17 protein-coding genes are annotated in these 15,317 nt (G+C 62.0%); all 17 read left to right on the top strand.

Translation table 11 applies throughout. From position 1 onward, the window contains the following. Positions 1–2: 2 nt before the first annotated feature. Entirely contained in the window at positions 3–1,379 is a 1,377-nt protein-coding gene (locus AC3ZU9_RS03600) for a sigma-54-dependent transcriptional regulator (protein WP_015885195.1), read from the top strand. Between the two features lie 131 nt (positions 1,380–1,510). Beyond that, positions 1,511–1,840 carry a flagellar hook-basal body complex protein FliE gene (gene fliE, locus AC3ZU9_RS03595; protein ID WP_015885194.1) on the top strand — a complete coding sequence of 110 codons (330 nt, stop codon included), beginning with the start codon at positions 1,511–1,513 and terminating at the stop codon, positions 1,838–1,840. Between the two features lie 16 nt (positions 1,841–1,856). Then, a complete protein-coding gene (gene fliF, locus AC3ZU9_RS03590; protein ID WP_015885193.1) occupies positions 1,857–3,638 on the top strand; it encodes a flagellar basal-body MS-ring/collar protein FliF in 1,782 nt (593 codons plus the stop codon). Further along, positions 3,631–4,647 carry a flagellar motor switch protein FliG gene (fliG, locus tag AC3ZU9_RS03585; RefSeq protein ID WP_015885192.1) on the top strand — a complete coding sequence of 339 codons (1,017 nt, stop codon included), beginning with the start codon at positions 3,631–3,633 and terminating at the stop codon, positions 4,645–4,647. Before fliF ends, fliG begins: the two co-directional genes overlap by 8 nt. A gap of 10 nt (positions 4,648–4,657) precedes the next feature. Further along, entirely contained in the window at positions 4,658–5,422 is a 765-nt protein-coding gene (gene fliH, locus AC3ZU9_RS03580; protein WP_490090316.1) for a flagellar assembly protein FliH, read from the top strand. Continuing rightward, positions 5,412–6,770, top strand: a complete 1,359-nt coding sequence (gene fliI / locus AC3ZU9_RS03575; RefSeq protein WP_046036030.1) for a flagellar protein export ATPase FliI — start codon at positions 5,412–5,414, stop codon at positions 6,768–6,770. The genes fliH and fliI overlap by 11 nt, the downstream gene beginning before the upstream one ends. A gap of 3 nt (positions 6,771–6,773) precedes the next feature. Further along, on the top strand, positions 6,774–7,223 hold the full coding sequence (gene fliJ / locus AC3ZU9_RS03570; protein ID WP_015885189.1) for a flagellar export protein FliJ: 450 nt from the start codon (positions 6,774–6,776) through the stop codon (positions 7,221–7,223). Positions 7,224–7,485: 262 nt separating this feature from the next. Further along, positions 7,486–7,791, top strand: a complete 306-nt coding sequence (locus AC3ZU9_RS03565; RefSeq protein WP_015885188.1) for an STAS domain-containing protein — start codon at positions 7,486–7,488, stop codon at positions 7,789–7,791. Beyond that, complete coding sequence (locus AC3ZU9_RS03560) at positions 7,788–9,506, top strand: ATP-binding SpoIIE family protein phosphatase (RefSeq protein WP_231808129.1); 1,719 nt, start codon at positions 7,788–7,790, stop codon at positions 9,504–9,506. The genes AC3ZU9_RS03565 and AC3ZU9_RS03560 overlap by 4 nt, the downstream gene beginning before the upstream one ends. Positions 9,507–9,536: 30 nt before the next feature. Next, positions 9,537–9,890 (top strand): Hpt domain-containing protein, encoded by a 354-nt coding sequence (locus tag AC3ZU9_RS03555; protein ID WP_015885186.1) that lies wholly within the window; start codon positions 9,537–9,539, stop codon positions 9,888–9,890. Between the two features lie 406 nt (positions 9,891–10,296). Beyond that, entirely contained in the window at positions 10,297–11,637 is a 1,341-nt protein-coding gene (locus AC3ZU9_RS03550; protein ID WP_490090315.1) for a flagellar hook-length control protein FliK, read from the top strand. A gap of 221 nt (positions 11,638–11,858) precedes the next feature. Next, positions 11,859–12,359 carry a flagellar basal body-associated protein FliL gene (fliL, locus tag AC3ZU9_RS03545; protein WP_015885184.1) on the top strand — a complete coding sequence of 167 codons (501 nt, stop codon included), beginning with the start codon at positions 11,859–11,861 and terminating at the stop codon, positions 12,357–12,359. A 9-nt stretch (positions 12,360–12,368) separates the two neighbouring features. Continuing rightward, positions 12,369–13,337, top strand: a complete 969-nt coding sequence (gene fliM, locus AC3ZU9_RS03540) for a flagellar motor switch protein FliM (protein ID WP_015885183.1) — start codon at positions 12,369–12,371, stop codon at positions 13,335–13,337. Positions 13,338–13,393: 56 nt separating this feature from the next. Beyond that, positions 13,394–13,861, top strand: coding sequence for a flagellar motor switch protein FliN (gene fliN / locus AC3ZU9_RS03535; protein ID WP_015885182.1), 468 nt, complete (start codon positions 13,394–13,396; stop codon positions 13,859–13,861). A gap of 1 nt (position 13,862) precedes the next feature. After that, on the top strand, positions 13,863–14,300 hold the full coding sequence (fliO, locus tag AC3ZU9_RS03530) for a flagellar biosynthetic protein FliO (protein WP_046036033.1): 438 nt from the start codon (positions 13,863–13,865) through the stop codon (positions 14,298–14,300). Then, on the top strand, positions 14,300–15,043 hold the full coding sequence (gene fliP / locus AC3ZU9_RS03525) for a flagellar type III secretion system pore protein FliP (protein WP_015885180.1): 744 nt from the start codon (positions 14,300–14,302) through the stop codon (positions 15,041–15,043). The genes fliO and fliP overlap by 1 nt, the downstream gene beginning before the upstream one ends. A gap of 4 nt (positions 15,044–15,047) precedes the next feature. Continuing rightward, complete coding sequence (gene fliQ, locus AC3ZU9_RS03520; protein WP_010208761.1) at positions 15,048–15,317, top strand: flagellar biosynthesis protein FliQ; 270 nt, start codon at positions 15,048–15,050, stop codon at positions 15,315–15,317.

Raw genomic sequence — 15,317 nt, 5'->3', positions numbered from 1 at the left:
TTATGGCTATCAAGGTTCTATTGGTGGAAGACGATCGCGCCCTGCGTGAAGCATTGGCTGACACGCTGCTGTTGGCGGGCCACGATTACCGGGCGGTCGGTTCTGCCGAGGACGCCTTGGAGGCGGTGGAGCAGGAGTCCTTCAGCCTGGTGGTCAGCGATGTAAACATGCCCGGCATGGACGGCCATCAACTGCTCAGCCTGCTGCGCGCGCGTCAACCGCAGCTGCCGGTGTTGCTGATGACCGCCCACGGCGCTGTCGAGCGCGCGGTGGATGCAATGCGTCAGGGCGCGGCGGATTACCTGGTCAAGCCATTCGAACCTAAAGCGTTGATTGAGCTGGTCGCACGGCATGCCTTGGGCGTGATCCCGGCCAGTGACGGCGAGGGCCCGATTGCCTTCGAGCCTGCCAGTGCACAATTGCTGGAGCTGGCGGCCCGCGTGGCGCGCAGTGATTCCACCGTGTTGATTTCCGGCGAGTCCGGCACCGGCAAGGAAGTGCTGGCGCGTTACATCCATCAGCAGTCGACCCGCGCCAAGCAGCCGTTTATCGCCATCAACTGCGCAGCGATCCCCGACAACATGCTCGAAGCCACCCTGTTCGGCCACGAAAAAGGCTCGTTCACCGGCGCCATCGCGGCCCAGGCGGGCAAGTTTGAACAGGCGGACGGTGGCACCATTCTGCTCGATGAAATCTCGGAAATGCCCCTGGGCCTGCAAGCCAAGTTGCTGCGGGTGCTGCAGGAGCGTGAAGTGGAGCGCGTCGGCGCGCGCAAGCCGATCCAGTTGGATATCCGCGTGGTTGCCACCACCAACCGCGACCTGGCGGGTGAAGTGGCGGCAGGGCGCTTCCGTGAGGATTTGTTCTACCGCCTGTCGGTGTTCCCGCTGGCCTGGCGCCCGTTGCGCGAGCGCCCGGCGGATATCATTCCGCTGGCCGAGCGCCTGCTGAACAACCACGTCAAAAAAATGAAGCATGCCCAGGCACGCCTGTCGGCTGAGGCCCAGGCTTGCCTGATCAGTTATCCGTGGCCGGGCAACGTGCGGGAGTTGGACAACGCCATCCAGCGCGCGCTGATCCTGCAACAGGGCGGCCTGATCCAGCCCCAGGATTTCTGCCTGGCCATGGGCAGCGGCGCCGCGCCGCTGCCCACCCTGGCGCCCGCGCCAATCGTCGCGGAAACCGAAACCGCGGGGGCGCTGGGTGACGACCTGCGTCGGCGCGAATTCCAGATGATCATCGACACCCTGCGATCCGAGCGCGGTCGCCGCAAAGAGGCCGCCGAGCGCCTGGGCATCAGCCCACGGACTTTGCGCTACAAGCTGGCACAGATGCGCGACGCCGGAATGGATGTGGAAGCGTATCTTTTCGCCACATAACTGGTAACAAGGTCGACAACCTTTGTCGCCTTTTCTTACGAGTTGATCCAGAGCTGGCACCCTTGTTGCTACTTCCCTAGTAATTGCGGCGTAGCGTCAAAAAACATGCGGGTTGTCGGAGAGAGAAGTTCATGAGCCAGGGTATTGAGTTCAATCGGTTGATGTTGGATATGCGCTCCATGCAAATGGATGCCATGGCTCAACCGAAATCTGTCGCGCCAGCGCCGGAATTGGGCCAAAGCAGCTTCGCCGACATGCTCGGCCAGGCCATCAACAAAGTCAGTGACACCCAGCAAGCCTCCAGCCAGTTGGCCAATGCCTTCGAGATCGGCAAAAGCGGCGTGGACCTTACCGATGTGATGGTTGCCTCGCAAAAGGCCAGTGTTTCGTTCCAGGCGTTGACCCAGGTGCGTAACAAGCTGGTTCAGGCCTATCAAGACATCATGCAGATGCCGGTTTAAGGACGAGATTTAAGTCATGGCAGAAGCAGTCGTGGACAACGCACCCGCCAAGGCAGACGGCAAGCCGCCGCTGTTTGGCCTGTCGTTCCTGGAAAACCTCTCCGAAATGACCATGTTGCGTCAGGTGGGCCTGATGGTCGGCCTGGCTGCCAGCGTGGCGATTGGTTTTGCCGTGGTGTTGTGGTCGCAGCAACCCGATTACCGGCCGCTGTATGGCAGCCTGGCGGGCATGGATTCCAAGCAGATCATGGAAACCCTGGCCGCCGCCGATATCGCCTACACCGTGGAGCCCAACTCCGGGGCCCTGCTGGTCAAGGCCGACGATGTAGCCCGTGCACGCATGAAGCTTGCGGCAGCCGGCGTGACCCCGTCCGACAGCAACATCGGGTTTGAAATCCTCGACAAGGACCAGGGCCTGGGGACCAGCCAGTTCATGGAAGCCACTCGCTACCGTCGTGGCCTGGAAGGCGAACTGGCGCGCACCATCTCCAGCCTGAACAACGTCAAGGGTGCCCGCGTGCACCTGGCCATTCCGAAAAGCTCAGTGTTTGTGCGCGATGAGCGCAAGCCGAGCGCCTCGGTATTGGTCGAACTGTTCTCCGGCCGCTCCCTGGAGCCGGGCCAGGTACTGGCGATCGTCAATCTGGTGGCTACCAGCGTTCCTGAGTTGAGCAAGTCGCAGATCACCGTCGTCGACCAGAAGGGCAACCTCCTGTCCGACCAGGGTGAAAACTCCGCGCTGACCCAGGCCGGTAAGCAGTTCGACTACAGCCGCCGTGTAGAAAGCATGCTCACCCAGCGTGTGCATAACATCCTGCAACCGGTGCTGGGCAACGACCGCTACAAGGCTGAAGTGTCCGCCGACGTGGACTTCAGCGCCGTCGAGTCGACCTCCGAGCAATTCAACCCGGACCAGCCGGCGCTGCGCAGCGAGCAATCCACCAGCGAACAACGCACCGCCGCCAACGGCCCGCCGCAAGGCGTACCGGGTGCCCTGAGCAACCAGCCACCAGCGCCGGCCTCGGCCCCGCAAACCACCGGTGGCGCTGCCGCTACCGCTGGCGCGATCCAGCCAGGCCAACCGCTGTTGGACGCCAACGGCCAGCAGATCATGGACCCGGCCACTGGCCAGCCGATGCTCGCACCGTACCCGGCGGACAAACGTAACCAGTCCACCAAAAACTTTGAGCTGGACCGCTCCATCAGCCACACCAAGCAGCAACAAGGCCGCGTCAATCGCCTGTCGGTGTCGGTGGTCGTCGATGACCAAGTCAAGGTCAATGCGGCAGATGGCGCCGTTACCCGTGCCCCGTGGAGCGCCGATGAATTGGCGCGCTTCACTCGATTGGTGCAGGACGCCGTCGGTTTCGATGCCAGCCGTGGCGACAGTGTCAGCGTGATCAACATGCCGTTCTCCGCCGAGCGTGGCGAAGTGATCGCTGAGCCGGCGTTCTACTCGCAGCCGTGGTTCTGGGACATCGTCAAGCAAGTGTTGGGTGTGTTGTTCATCCTGGTTCTGGTGTTCGGCGTGCTGCGCCCAGTGCTCAACAACATCACCGGCAACGGCAAGAAACAACTGGCGGCCTTCGGTGGCAGCGATGTCGAGTTGGGTGGCATGGGCGGCCTGGATGGCGAACTGGCCAACGACCGCGTCAGCCTCGGCGGTCCGCAAAGCATCCTGTTGCCGAGCCCGAGCGAAGGCTACGACGCTCAGTTGAACGCAATCAAAAGTCTGGTGGCAGAAGACCCGGGTCGTGTGGCCCAGGTCGTGAAAGAGTGGATTAACGCAGATGAGTGATCGAGCCGCTGTTGCCAAACTTACCAAGGTCGACAAAGCCGCAGTCCTGCTGCTGTCCCTCGGTGAAACCGACGCCGCCCAAGTGCTGCGCCACATGGGCCCCAAAGAAGTTCAGCGGGTGGGCGTGGCCATGGCGCAAATGCGCAATGTGCACCGTGAGCAAGTCGAACAGGTGATGAGCGAGTTCGTCGAGATCGTCGGCGACCAGACCAGCCTGGGCGTCGGCTCCGACAGCTACATCCGCAAGATGCTCACCTCGGCCCTGGGCGAAGACAAAGCCAACGGCCTGATCGACCGCATCCTGCTCGGTGGCAACACCAGCGGCCTCGACAGCCTGAAATGGATGGAGCCGCGCGCCGTTGCCGACGTGATCCGCTACGAGCACCCGCAGATCCAGGCGATCGTGGTGGCCTACCTCGACCCGGACCAGGCCGGTGAAGTGCTGGGCCACTTCGACCATAAAGTGCGCCTGGACATTATCCTGCGCGTGTCGTCGCTGAACACTGTGCAGCCGGCGGCCCTCAAAGAACTCAACACGATTCTGGAGAAGCAGTTCTCCGGCAACTCGAATGCCTCGCGTACCACCTTGGGTGGCATCAAGCGCGCGGCCGATATCATGAACTTCCTCGACAGCTCGGTCGAAGGCCAGCTGATGGACTCGATCCGCGAGATCGACGATACCCTGTCCGGCCAGATCGAAGACCTCATGTTCGTGTTCAACAACCTCTCCGATGTCGACGACCGTGGCATCCAGGCGTTGCTGCGCGAAGTGTCCTCCGACGTGCTGGTGCTGGCCCTCAAGGGCTCCGACGAAGGCGTCAAGGAAAAGATCTTCAAGAACATGTCCAAGCGTGCCTCGGAACTGTTGCGCGACGACCTGGAAGCCAAAGGGCCGGTGCGCGTCAGCGACGTCGAAACCGCGCAGAAAGAGATCCTCACCATTGCCCGCCGTATGGCCGAAGCCGGAGAAATCGTTCTCGGCGGGAAGGGCGGCGAAGAAATGATTTAAGGCGCTTTCCATGTCGAACAAAGATGAGGCTCCCAGCGATCTGATTCGCGCGCGGGATGTCGGCGGGTTCGACATCTGGTCGTTGCCCAGCTTCGATCCGCATGTGCCCGAGCCCGAGCCGGAACCGGTTGAAGAGCTGCCGGTGGAAATGGAAGAAGTGCCGCTGGATGAAGTCCAGCCGCTGACCCTGGAAGAGTTGGAAAGCATCCGCCAGGAGGCCTACAACGAAGGCTTCGCCGCCGGTGAAAAAGATGGTTTTCGCAGCACCACCCTCAAAGTGCGCCAGGAAGCCGAGGCGGCGCTGAGCGTCAAGCTGGCCAGCCTGGAGCGCTTGATGGGGGTGCTGTTCGACCCCATTGCCGAGCAGGATTCGCAGATCGAAAAAGCCATGGTCGGCCTGGTCGAGCACATCGCTCGCCAAGTGATCCAGCGCGAGCTGGTGCTGGACTCCAGCCATATCGAAAGCGTGATGCGCGAAGCCCTCAAGCTGCTGCCTCTGGGCGTCGGCAATGTGCGGTTGTACATCAACCCGCAGGATTTCGAACAGGTCAAAGCCCTGCGCGAGCGCCACGAAGAAACCTGGCGCATCGTCGAAGACGCCGCGTTGCAGCCCGGCGGTTGCCGCGTCGAGACCGAACACAGTCGCATCGATGCGACGGTGGAAACCCGCATCAGCCAGATCATGGCCAAGCTGCTGGACCAGGTGCATGAGCAGGTTCTGAACCCCGCCGAGCCTGACCTGAGCGTGGACCTGGACGCCCCCGATGCGCCTTGATCGCACCAGCTTCGCCAAGCGCTTGAGCGGTTACGCCGAAGCCACAGCGTTGCCCGGCCAGCCTATCCTCGAAGGGCGCCTGTTGCGCATGGTCGGCCTGACCCTCGAAGCCGAAGGCCTGCGCGCCGCCATGGGCAGCCGCTGCATGGTCATCAACGACGACAGCTACCACCCGGTGCAAGTCGAAGCCGAAGTGATGGGTTTTTCCGGCAACAAGATTTTCCTGATGCCTGTCGGCAGCCTGGCGGGCATTGCCCCCGGCGCCCGCGTGGTGCCCTTGGCCGACACCGGCCGCCTGCCGATGGGCATGAGCATGCTCGGCCGCGTACTGGACGGCGCCGGTCGCGCGCTGGATGGCAAGGGCGGCATGAAGGCCGAAGATTGGGTGCCGATGGACGGCCCCACCATCAACCCGCTCAACCGTAACCCCATCAGCGTGCCGCTGGACGTGGGCATTCGCAGCATCAACGGATTATTGACGGTCGGTCGCGGCCAGCGTCTGGGCCTGTTCGCCGGTACCGGCGTGGGTAAGTCGGTGTTGCTGGGCATGATGACGCGCTTTACCGAGGCCGACATCATTGTGGTGGGCCTGATCGGTGAGCGGGGCCGTGAGGTGAAGGAATTCATCGAGCACAGCCTCGGCGAAGAAGGCCTCAAGCGCTCCGTCGTGGTCGCCTCGCCGGCGGACGATGCGCCGCTGATGCGTTTGCGCGCCGCGATGTACTGCACGCGCATCGCTGAGTATTTTCGCGACAAGGGCAAGAACGTCCTGTTGCTGATGGACTCGCTCACGCGTTTTGCCCAGGCCCAGCGGGAAATCGCCCTGGCCATTGGCGAACCGCCTGCGACCAAGGGTTACCCGCCGTCGGTGTTCGCCAAGTTGCCCAAACTGGTGGAACGCGCCGGTAATGCCGAGGCGGGCGGGGGCTCGATCACCGCGTTCTACACGGTGCTGTCCGAAGGCGATGACCAGCAGGACCCGATTGCCGACTCGGCGCGGGGCGTGCTCGACGGCCACATTGTGTTGTCGCGGCGTCTGGCCGAAGAAGGGCACTACCCGGCCATCGATATCGAAGCGTCCATCAGCCGGGTGATGCCGGCGGTGGTCACCCCGGAACACATGGCCCGCGCGCAACACTTCAAGCAACTGTGGTCGCGCTACCAACAAAGCCGCGACTTGATCAGTGTCGGCGCTTACGTGGCCGGCGGTGATCGCGACACCGACCTGGCCATCGCCCTGCAACCGCAGCTGGTGACCTACTTGCGCCAAGGCCTCAACGACAAGATCAGCATGGGCGAAAGCGAAGCGCACCTGCAGTCGATCTTCGCCCCCGCGCCGGGCGGCTAAGCCATGGCCAACAGCCGCGCCGCACGCCTGGCTCCGGTGGTGGACATGGCCGAAAAGGCCGAGAAAACCGCCGTTCAGCGCCTGGGTTATTTCCAGGGCCAGGTGCGCCTGGCGGAAAGTAAACTCGGCGATCTGGAGCGTTTTCGCGGTGAATACCAGCAACAATGGATCGAACGCGGCGCCAAAGGCGTATCGGGCCAGTGGTTGATGGGTTACCAGGGCTTTCTCAACCAGTTGGAAACGGCCGTCGGCCAGCAACGCCAGAGCCTGGCGTGGCACCAGAACAACCTCGATAAAGCGCGCGAGAGCTGGCAAGCGGCGTTTGCCCGGGTCGAAGGCCTGCGCAAGCTGGTGCAGCGCTATATCGATGAAGCGCGGGCACTTGAAGACAAACGCGAGCAAAAGCTGCTCGACGAACTCTCTCAGCGCCTTCCACGGCAAGAACAGTATTAAGGCGCGGGCTTACCTGCGATGACACACGCGTGTAGTGAGCGGGCTTGCCCCGCGCTGGGCTGCGAAGCGGCCCTAAAACCTGACACCGCGTTTTACCTGAATAACCCAATGGCCTTTTTGGGGGAGGCTTCGCCCCCCAGCGCGGGGCAAGCCCGCTCACTACAAATAGTGCATAGCCCATACACATTTGATGTGTTGTGTTGCCCATAGCCGGTTCACCTGCTAAACCTTGTGTCATTGCCAATGACAAGGAAGCAGTCGCATGTCAGTCGAGTCAGATGTATCCCTGGATGGGAAGAAGTTGACGATTTCAGTCAAAGGGCGGTTCGATTTCGGTAGCCATCAAGCCTTTCGTGACGCCTACGAGCGGTTTTACAAGGTGCCCGAGATCTACGTGGTGGACTTGAAGGAGACCACGTATATGGACAGCTCTGCGCTGGGCATGCTCCTGCTGTTACGTGACCATGCCGGCGGCGATGAGGCCGAGGTTCAGGTCGTCAACAGCAACTCCGACGTGCGCAAGATCCTCGCCATTTCCAACTTCGACAAATTGTTCGACCTCACTTGAGCGTCCTGGCCCCGGTTGCGCAAGCGCTGAGTGTATTGATCGCTGAAGACAGCGCCGCCGATTTGCTGTTGCTGTCGACCATTATCCGGCGCCAGGGCCACCAGGTGCTCACCGCCACCAACGGTGCGCAAGCGGTCGAGGTGTTCATCCGCGAACGGCCACAACTGGTGTTGATGGATGCGCTGATGCCGGTGATGGACGGCTTTGAAGCTGCGCGGCAGATCAAGCAGTTGGCGGGGGAGGCGCTGGTGCCGATCATTTTCCTCACGTCACTGCGCCAGAGCGAGGCGCTGGCGCAGTGCCTGGATGCGGGGGGTGATGACTTCCTGCCCAAGCCTTACAACCCGCTGATCCTGGCAGCGAAGATCAACGCCATGGACCGTTTGCGCCGCCTGCAGGCCACGGTCTTGCAGCAGCGCGACCTGATCGCCAAGCATCACGACTACCTTCTGCATGAGCAGCGGGTGGCCAAGGCGGTGTTCGATAAGGTCGCTCATTCCGGCTGTATCAATGCCGCGCCGAATATCCGCTACCTGCAGTCGCCCTACGCGCTGTTCAACGGCGACCTGCTGCTGGCCGCCTACACGCCGTCCGGCGATATGCACGTGCTGCTCGGCGACTTCACCGGCCACGGCTTGCCGGCGGCGGTGGGCGCCATGCCCCTGGCGGAGGTGTTCTATGGCATGACCGCCAAGGGCTACGGCCTGGCGCAGACCCTGCGCGAGATGAACGCCAAGCTCAAGCGCATCCTGCCGGTGGACATGTTCTGCTGCGCCACCCTGTTGTGCCTGAGCACGCAGCGGCGGGTGGTGGAGGTGTGGAACGGCGGCATGCCTGACGGGTATGTGCATGAAGTCGCGACCGGCAAGCGTACGCCGCTGGCGTCGCGGCATCTGCCGTTGGGGGTGCTGTCGGCCGAAACCTTTGATGACCGCACCGAAGTCTGGCCCATGGCCCTGGGCGACCGGGTGTTCCTGTTGTCCGATGGGGTACTGGATACCGCCGACGCCAATGACCAACTGTTCGGCGCCGAACGCTTGCAGCAGGTGTTCGCCGCCAATCGCGAGCCTGATCGTTTATTTGAAGCGATCGAACAGGCCCTGGCGGCGTTTCGAGGTGAGGCGCGGGATGACGTGAGCATGGTGGAAATCACCCTGCAAGCCGGGCCGCCACTGCGTGCCAGCGGGCCGTTGTATGCCGACAGCGGGCAGTCGTGCCCGCTGGATTGGTCGGTGAGTTTTGAATTCCGCGCCGAGACCTTAAAGCGTTACAACCCATTACCGTACCTGCTGCAACTGCTGCTGGAGATCCACGGCCTGCGCGAGCAGAGCGGGGCGCTCTACAGCGTGATGGCCGAGTTGTACTCCAATGCCCTGGAGCATGGCGTACTGGGCCTGGATTCGCGGCTCAAGCGCGATGCCGACGGGTTTGCCGAGTATTACCGCCAGCGCAATGACCGCCTGGCGCAGCTTGATAGCGGCCATATACGCGTGCATGTGCAGGTGGTGCCGACCGAGACGGGCGGCACGATGACCCTGCGTGTCGAAGACAGCGGGCTTGGTTTCGACGTGGAACAGGTGCTGGCGCGGCCGCTGGATATCGACCGTCTGTCTGGCCGGGGCTTGAGCCTGGTGCGTCAGTTGAGCAGCGCTGTACGCTGGTCCGATGGCGGGCGCAGTGTCTGCGTGGAGTTTTCCTGGGAGGCTCTGGCATAATCCGTCGATTCTTGATCAAGGAGCGAGCAAGTGGTTGATCTACATCTGGACCCTGATGTGTTGTCGGGTTTGCAGGAAGTCATGGAGGGTGAGTATCCCAAGTTGCTCGATACCTTTCTTGATGACTCCCAGAAACGCGTCGAAGCGTTGCGTAAGGCCAGGGATGATGCCAAGGCGTTGGGGCGGATTGCACATAGTTTCAAGGGGAGCAGTGGGAACCTTGGCGCGGTGCGGTTGGCGCAGTTGTGCCAGCGGCTGGAGGTTGAGTCGGTTGGGGCTGGGGCTGGGATTAGTGATTTGGGGGAGTTGGTGGACCAGATTGATCGGGAGTTTGCGTTGGTGAAGCCGTTGTATGAGACGGAGCGGCAGCGCTTTCAGATTTGAGTTGAGGTTGTGTACATATCCGTTGCTGCGGTAACGGCCACTTAGGGGGGCCGCGCTTACAGTGGCTAACCCGTCGTCCTGCCGGGTTCTTACTGTCGATCTCGGTTAAATGTGGGAGGGGGCTTGCTCCCGATAGCAGTGGGGCAGTTGCAGAGGTGTTAGCTGACACACTGCAATAAGCCCCCTCCCACCGTTTGATCTCCATCCATCAGGTAGATATCAGCCTGCTTATGATCGTGATCTGGGGCACACCGAGCCCAGGCGAGGTGCCGAGTGTTGGGGCGGACCCCTTTCATCCGTTACCCACACAACGGATAGGTACACCGTAAAATCAAAACCTGGCCCAACTCTTGCTCTACCTCTAGATACTGCATCCCCGATCCCCATGCAGTGGAGACCTTTACCTATGCCAGTCGCCCCGAATTCCCTCCTGCAGGCTGCCCCCGCGGCCAAGCCTCAAGCGCCCGCCGCCAATCAACCGGCGGTGGCTGCGGACCCACGGGACAAGGGCCCTGGCTTCGCTCAAGTGTTCGCCAGCCAAGGCGCCAAACCCGCAGCCAAAGCCGACGACAACTCGCCCAAACCCACGCGGGACAAGCCTTCCGACGCCAGCGCCAAGCCGGCATCAGGCAATGACAAGCCTGCCGCCAGCACACCAGCGGTTGCCGATAGCGGCAATACCTTGCCTGCCAGCCCGCCGGCCAAGACCGACGACAGCGCCAGCAAAGATGACGACGCGCCGGCCGATCCGACCTTGGTGCAGCAGCCTCCGGTTGACCCGGTGGTCGACCCGGCATTGATTGCCACCGTCACCCCGGTGGCCGTGCCGGTGCCGGTTGAGACCCCGGCGCCCGTCACCACAGCCAAGGATGACAACACTCAGCCGGTGGTTGCAGCGCCGGTCGCCGCGACCGAGGCGGCCAAGCCGGCCTTCGATCCGGAGGCCGACCCCTTGGACGCCATGCCGGCCGTGCGCCTGGCGATGGAGCAGGGCGGGCATGTGTCGGCCAGCAGCCAGGCCTCGGCGAAGGCCGCACCGGCACCGACCCAGGATCAGCCGACCGCCGCGCAGAACTTTGCCGCTGGCCTGGCCAATATGGTCGACCAGCAAGCGACCAAGGACAGCACCGACCAGGGCGGCGACAAGGCGTTCAGCGGGCTGATCGAAGATGGCCTTAAAGATTTGAAGAACGCCAGCAGCGACACCCGTGTCGATGACTTCGCCAACCGTCTGGCGGCGTTGACGCAAGCGGCCACGCCGAAAACGGCGAACGCTTTGCCGCCGGTGACCAATGCGCCGTTGGCCATGCACCAGAGCGGTTGGACCGATGAAATCGTCAACCGTGTGATGTACCTGTCCAGCGCCAACCTCAAGTCGGCGGAGATCCAGTTGCAACCCGCTGAGCTTGGTCGCCTGGATATCAAAGTCAACATGACCGCCGACCAGCAGGCCCAAGTCAATTTCATGAGCGCCCACCCGGTGGTGCGTGAAGCGCTGGAAAGCCAGTCCGGCCGTCTGCGGGAGATGTTTGCCCAGCAGGGCATGGGGCAGGTGGACGTCAATGTCTCCGACCAGTCCCGTGGCCAGGAGCAGCAGCAACAACAGGCCCAGACCCGTGGCGTGAGCAGCAGCGGCGGTCGGGGTGGCGATAACGGCGACAGCGTTAGCCCTGTTGATGTGGCTGAAGCGGTAGCGCCGGTAACGTCGACGGTGATCGGCTCCAGCGCCGTCGACTACTACGCCTGATCTGATTTTTGCGCCGGATGAAATGTGGGAGGGGGCTTGCTCCCGATGAGGGGTTGTCAGCTGAAACATGGGTGACTGATACACCGCTATCGGGGGCAAGCCCCCTCCCACAATTTGACTTGCCGCGTCCTTACGTCCCCCACTTCAGACAACTCTGGCATAACACTTGCTCTTGCCTTTCCGTAGATCTATGAATCCCCGAATAGTGACGGATTATTGGCATGGCGAAGAGCGACGACGCAGCAAAAGCACCCGCAGGCAAAGGTAAGCTCAAGCTTATCCTGTTGATAGTCCTGGGCCTGCTCCTGGCCATCGGCGCTTCGGTGGGTGGCACCTGGTACATCATGCACAGCAGCGCCAGCAAACCGGCCCCCGCTGCCGAAACCGCCAGCAACGTCAAGCAACCGGCAATCTTCGAGCCGATGCTCCCGGCCTTTGTCGCCAACTTCAATCAGAACGGTCGTCAACGCTACCTGCAGGTGAGCATCACCTTGCTGGCGCGCAACCAGTCGGACCTGGATGCCCTCAAGGTGCATATGCCGGTGATCCGCAACAACCTGGTGATGCTGTTCTCCGGCCAAAGCTTCGACACACTCGCCACCCCGGTGGGCCAGGAAATGCTGCGCCAGAAGGTCACTGCCAGCGTGCAGGAAGTGGCCCAGAAAGAGCTCGGCAAAGTCGTGATCGAGCAGGCGCTCTTCACTAACTTCGTATTGCAGTAGGATCACGACATGGCCGTGCAGGACCTGCTGTCCCAGGATGAAATCGACGCACTGTTGCATGGCGTCGACGATGGTCTGGTACAGACCGAAATGGCTGCCGAACCCGGCAGTGTCAAAAGTTATGACCTGACCAGCCAGGATCGCATCGTCCGTGGACGCATGCCGACCCTGGAAATGATCAACGAGCGTTTTGCCCGCTACACCCGTATCAGCATGTTCAACATGCTGCGCCGTTCTGCGGACGTGGCGGTGGGTGGCGTGCAGGTGATGAAATTCGGTGAATACGTGCACTCGCTGTACGTGCCTACCAGTCTCAACCTGGTCAAGATCAAGCCGCTGCGCGGTACCGCGCTGTTCATCCTCGACGCCAAGCTGGTGTTCAAGCTGGTGGACAACTTCTTCGGCGGTGACGGCCGTCACGCCAAGATCGAAGGCCGTGAATTCACCCCCACCGAGTTGCGGGTAGTGCGCATGGTGCTGGAGCAAGCCTTCATCGATTTGAAGGAAGCCTGGCAGGCAATCATGGAAGTCAATTTCGAGTACATCAACTCGGAAGTGAACCCGGCCATGGCCAACATCGTCGGCCCCAGCGAAGCCATTGTGGTGTCCACCTTCCACATCGAACTCGATGGCGGTGGCGGCGACCTGCACGTGACCATGCCGTACTCGATGATCGAGCCGGTGCGCGAGATGCTCGATGCCGGTTTCCAGTCCGACCTCGACGACCAGGACGAACGCTGGGTCAAGGCCCTGCGCGAAGACCTGTTGGACGTCGACGTGCCGCTGAGCGCCACGGTGGCCCGTCGCCAGTTGCGCTTGCGCGATATTTTGCACATGCAGCCGGGGGACATCATCCCGGTCGAATTGCCGGAAGAAATGATCATGCGCGCCAATGGCGTGCCGTCGTTCAAGGTCAAGCTGGGTTCCCACAAGGGCAACCTGGCACTGCAGGTGGTGGAGTCGATCACCCGTCGCTGAGCCACCGCTGTTGATGCACCCCTATTTATGAATGTTTGCTCCGCCGAGGACATGTAATGGCTACCGAACAAGAAATCACTTCCGCCGAAGACCAGGCCCTGGCTGACGAATGGGCAGCGGCATTGGAAGAAACCGGCGATGTTGGCCAGGACGATATCGATGCACTGCTGGCCGCTGATGCCGCCACTGCACCGGCCGGCAAGCGCCTGCCGATGGAAGAATTCGGCAGCGTGCCGAAGAACAATGACCCAGTGACCCTTGATGGCCCGAACCTGGATGTGATTCTCGACATCCCGGTGTCGATCTCCATGGAAGTGGGCAGCACTGACATCAACATCCGCAACCTGCTGCAACTCAACCAGGGGTCGGTGATCGAGCTTGACCGCCTGGCCGGCGAGCCGCTGGATGTGCTGGTCAACGGCACCCTGATCGCCCATGGCGAGGTGGTGGTGGTCAACGAAAAGTTCGGCATCCGCCTGACGGACGTGATCAGCCCGAGCGAACGCATCAAGAAGCTGCGCTGATATGAAACGGCTGATGGTGGGACTGTTAGTCGCGCTGCCATTGGACGCCTGGGCGGCCGAACCGGTGGCTCAGGCCGCGGCCGCTGCGCCGGTAGGCACTGGCCTGGGCGGGCAATTGACCCAGCTGGTGCTCGGGCTGTTGCTGGTGGTCGGCTTGATCTTCGTGCTGGCCTGGTTGCTGCGTCGAGTGCAGAGCGTCGGCCCGGGCAACGCCCAGGTCATCGAGCTGATCGGCTCGCGCGCCCTCGGCCCGCGTGATCGGCTGGTGCTGGTGCAAGTGGGTGAGGAACAGATCCTGCTGGGCATCACCCCCGGCCGCATCACCCCCTTGCACGTGCTCAAGACTCCGGTGAACGTGGACTCGTCCAAGCCCGCCACGCCAGAATTCGCCCAGCGCCTGATGGAGTTGCTGGGCAAGGATCAGAAGGATAAGAAGTAATGCGCGTTTTATTGACGCTCATGCTGTTGCTGGCGACGCCATTGGCGTTCGGCGCCGACCCGTTGTCGATCCCGGCCATTACGCTGGGGACCAACGCGGCGGGTGCGCAGGAGTATTCGGTCAGCCTGCAGATCCTGCTGATCATGACCGCGCTGAGCTTTATCCCGGCGTTTGTCATGCTGATGACCAGCTTCACGCGGATCATCATCGTGTTCTCGATCCTGCGCCAGGCCCTGGGCCTGCAGCAGACGCCGTCGAACCAGATTCTCACCGGCATGGCCTTGTTCTTGACGCTGTTCATCATGGCGCCGGTGTTCGACAAGGTGAACCAGCAAGCCCTGCAACCCTACCTGGCGGAAAAAATGACCGCCCAGGACGCCATCGACAAGGCCCAGGGCCCGATCAAGGATTTCATGCTGTCGCAGACCCGCTCCAGCGACCTTGAGCTGTTCATGCGCCTGTCCAAGCGGACCGACATCGCCACCCCGGACCAGGCGCCGTTGACCATCCTGGTGCCTGCGTTCGTCACCTCTGAATTGAAGACGGCGTTCCAAATCGGCTTCATGATCTTTATCCCGTTCCTGATCATCGACCTGGTGGTGGCGAGCGTGCTGATGGCCATGGGTATGATGATGCTGTCGCCGCTGATCATCTCGTTGCCGTTCAAGATCATGCTGTTTGTGCTGGTGGACGGCTGGGCGCTGATTATCGGCACCCTGGCCAGTAGTTTCGGCGGGGTATAGCGCAATGACTCCCGAAGTCGCCGTCGACCTGTTCCGTGAAGCGCTGTGGCTGACCACCGTGATGGTCGCCGTGCTGGTGGTGCCGAGCCTGTTGGTGGGCCTGCTGGTGGCGATGTTCCAGGCCGCGACCCAGATCAACGAACAGACCTTGAGCTTCCTGCCGCGCCTGCTGGTGATGCTGGTCACCCTGATCGTCGCCGGCCCGTGGCTGGTGCAGACCTTCATGGAATACATCCTGCAGCTGTACGGCAGTATTCCGCAGTTGATCGGCTGA

The sequence above is a fragment of the Pseudomonas sp. A39 genome (assembly GCF_058145955.1).
The sequence above is the reverse complement of the archived record's forward strand: the minus strand, read 5'-3'. Positions and strand labels throughout refer to the sequence as shown.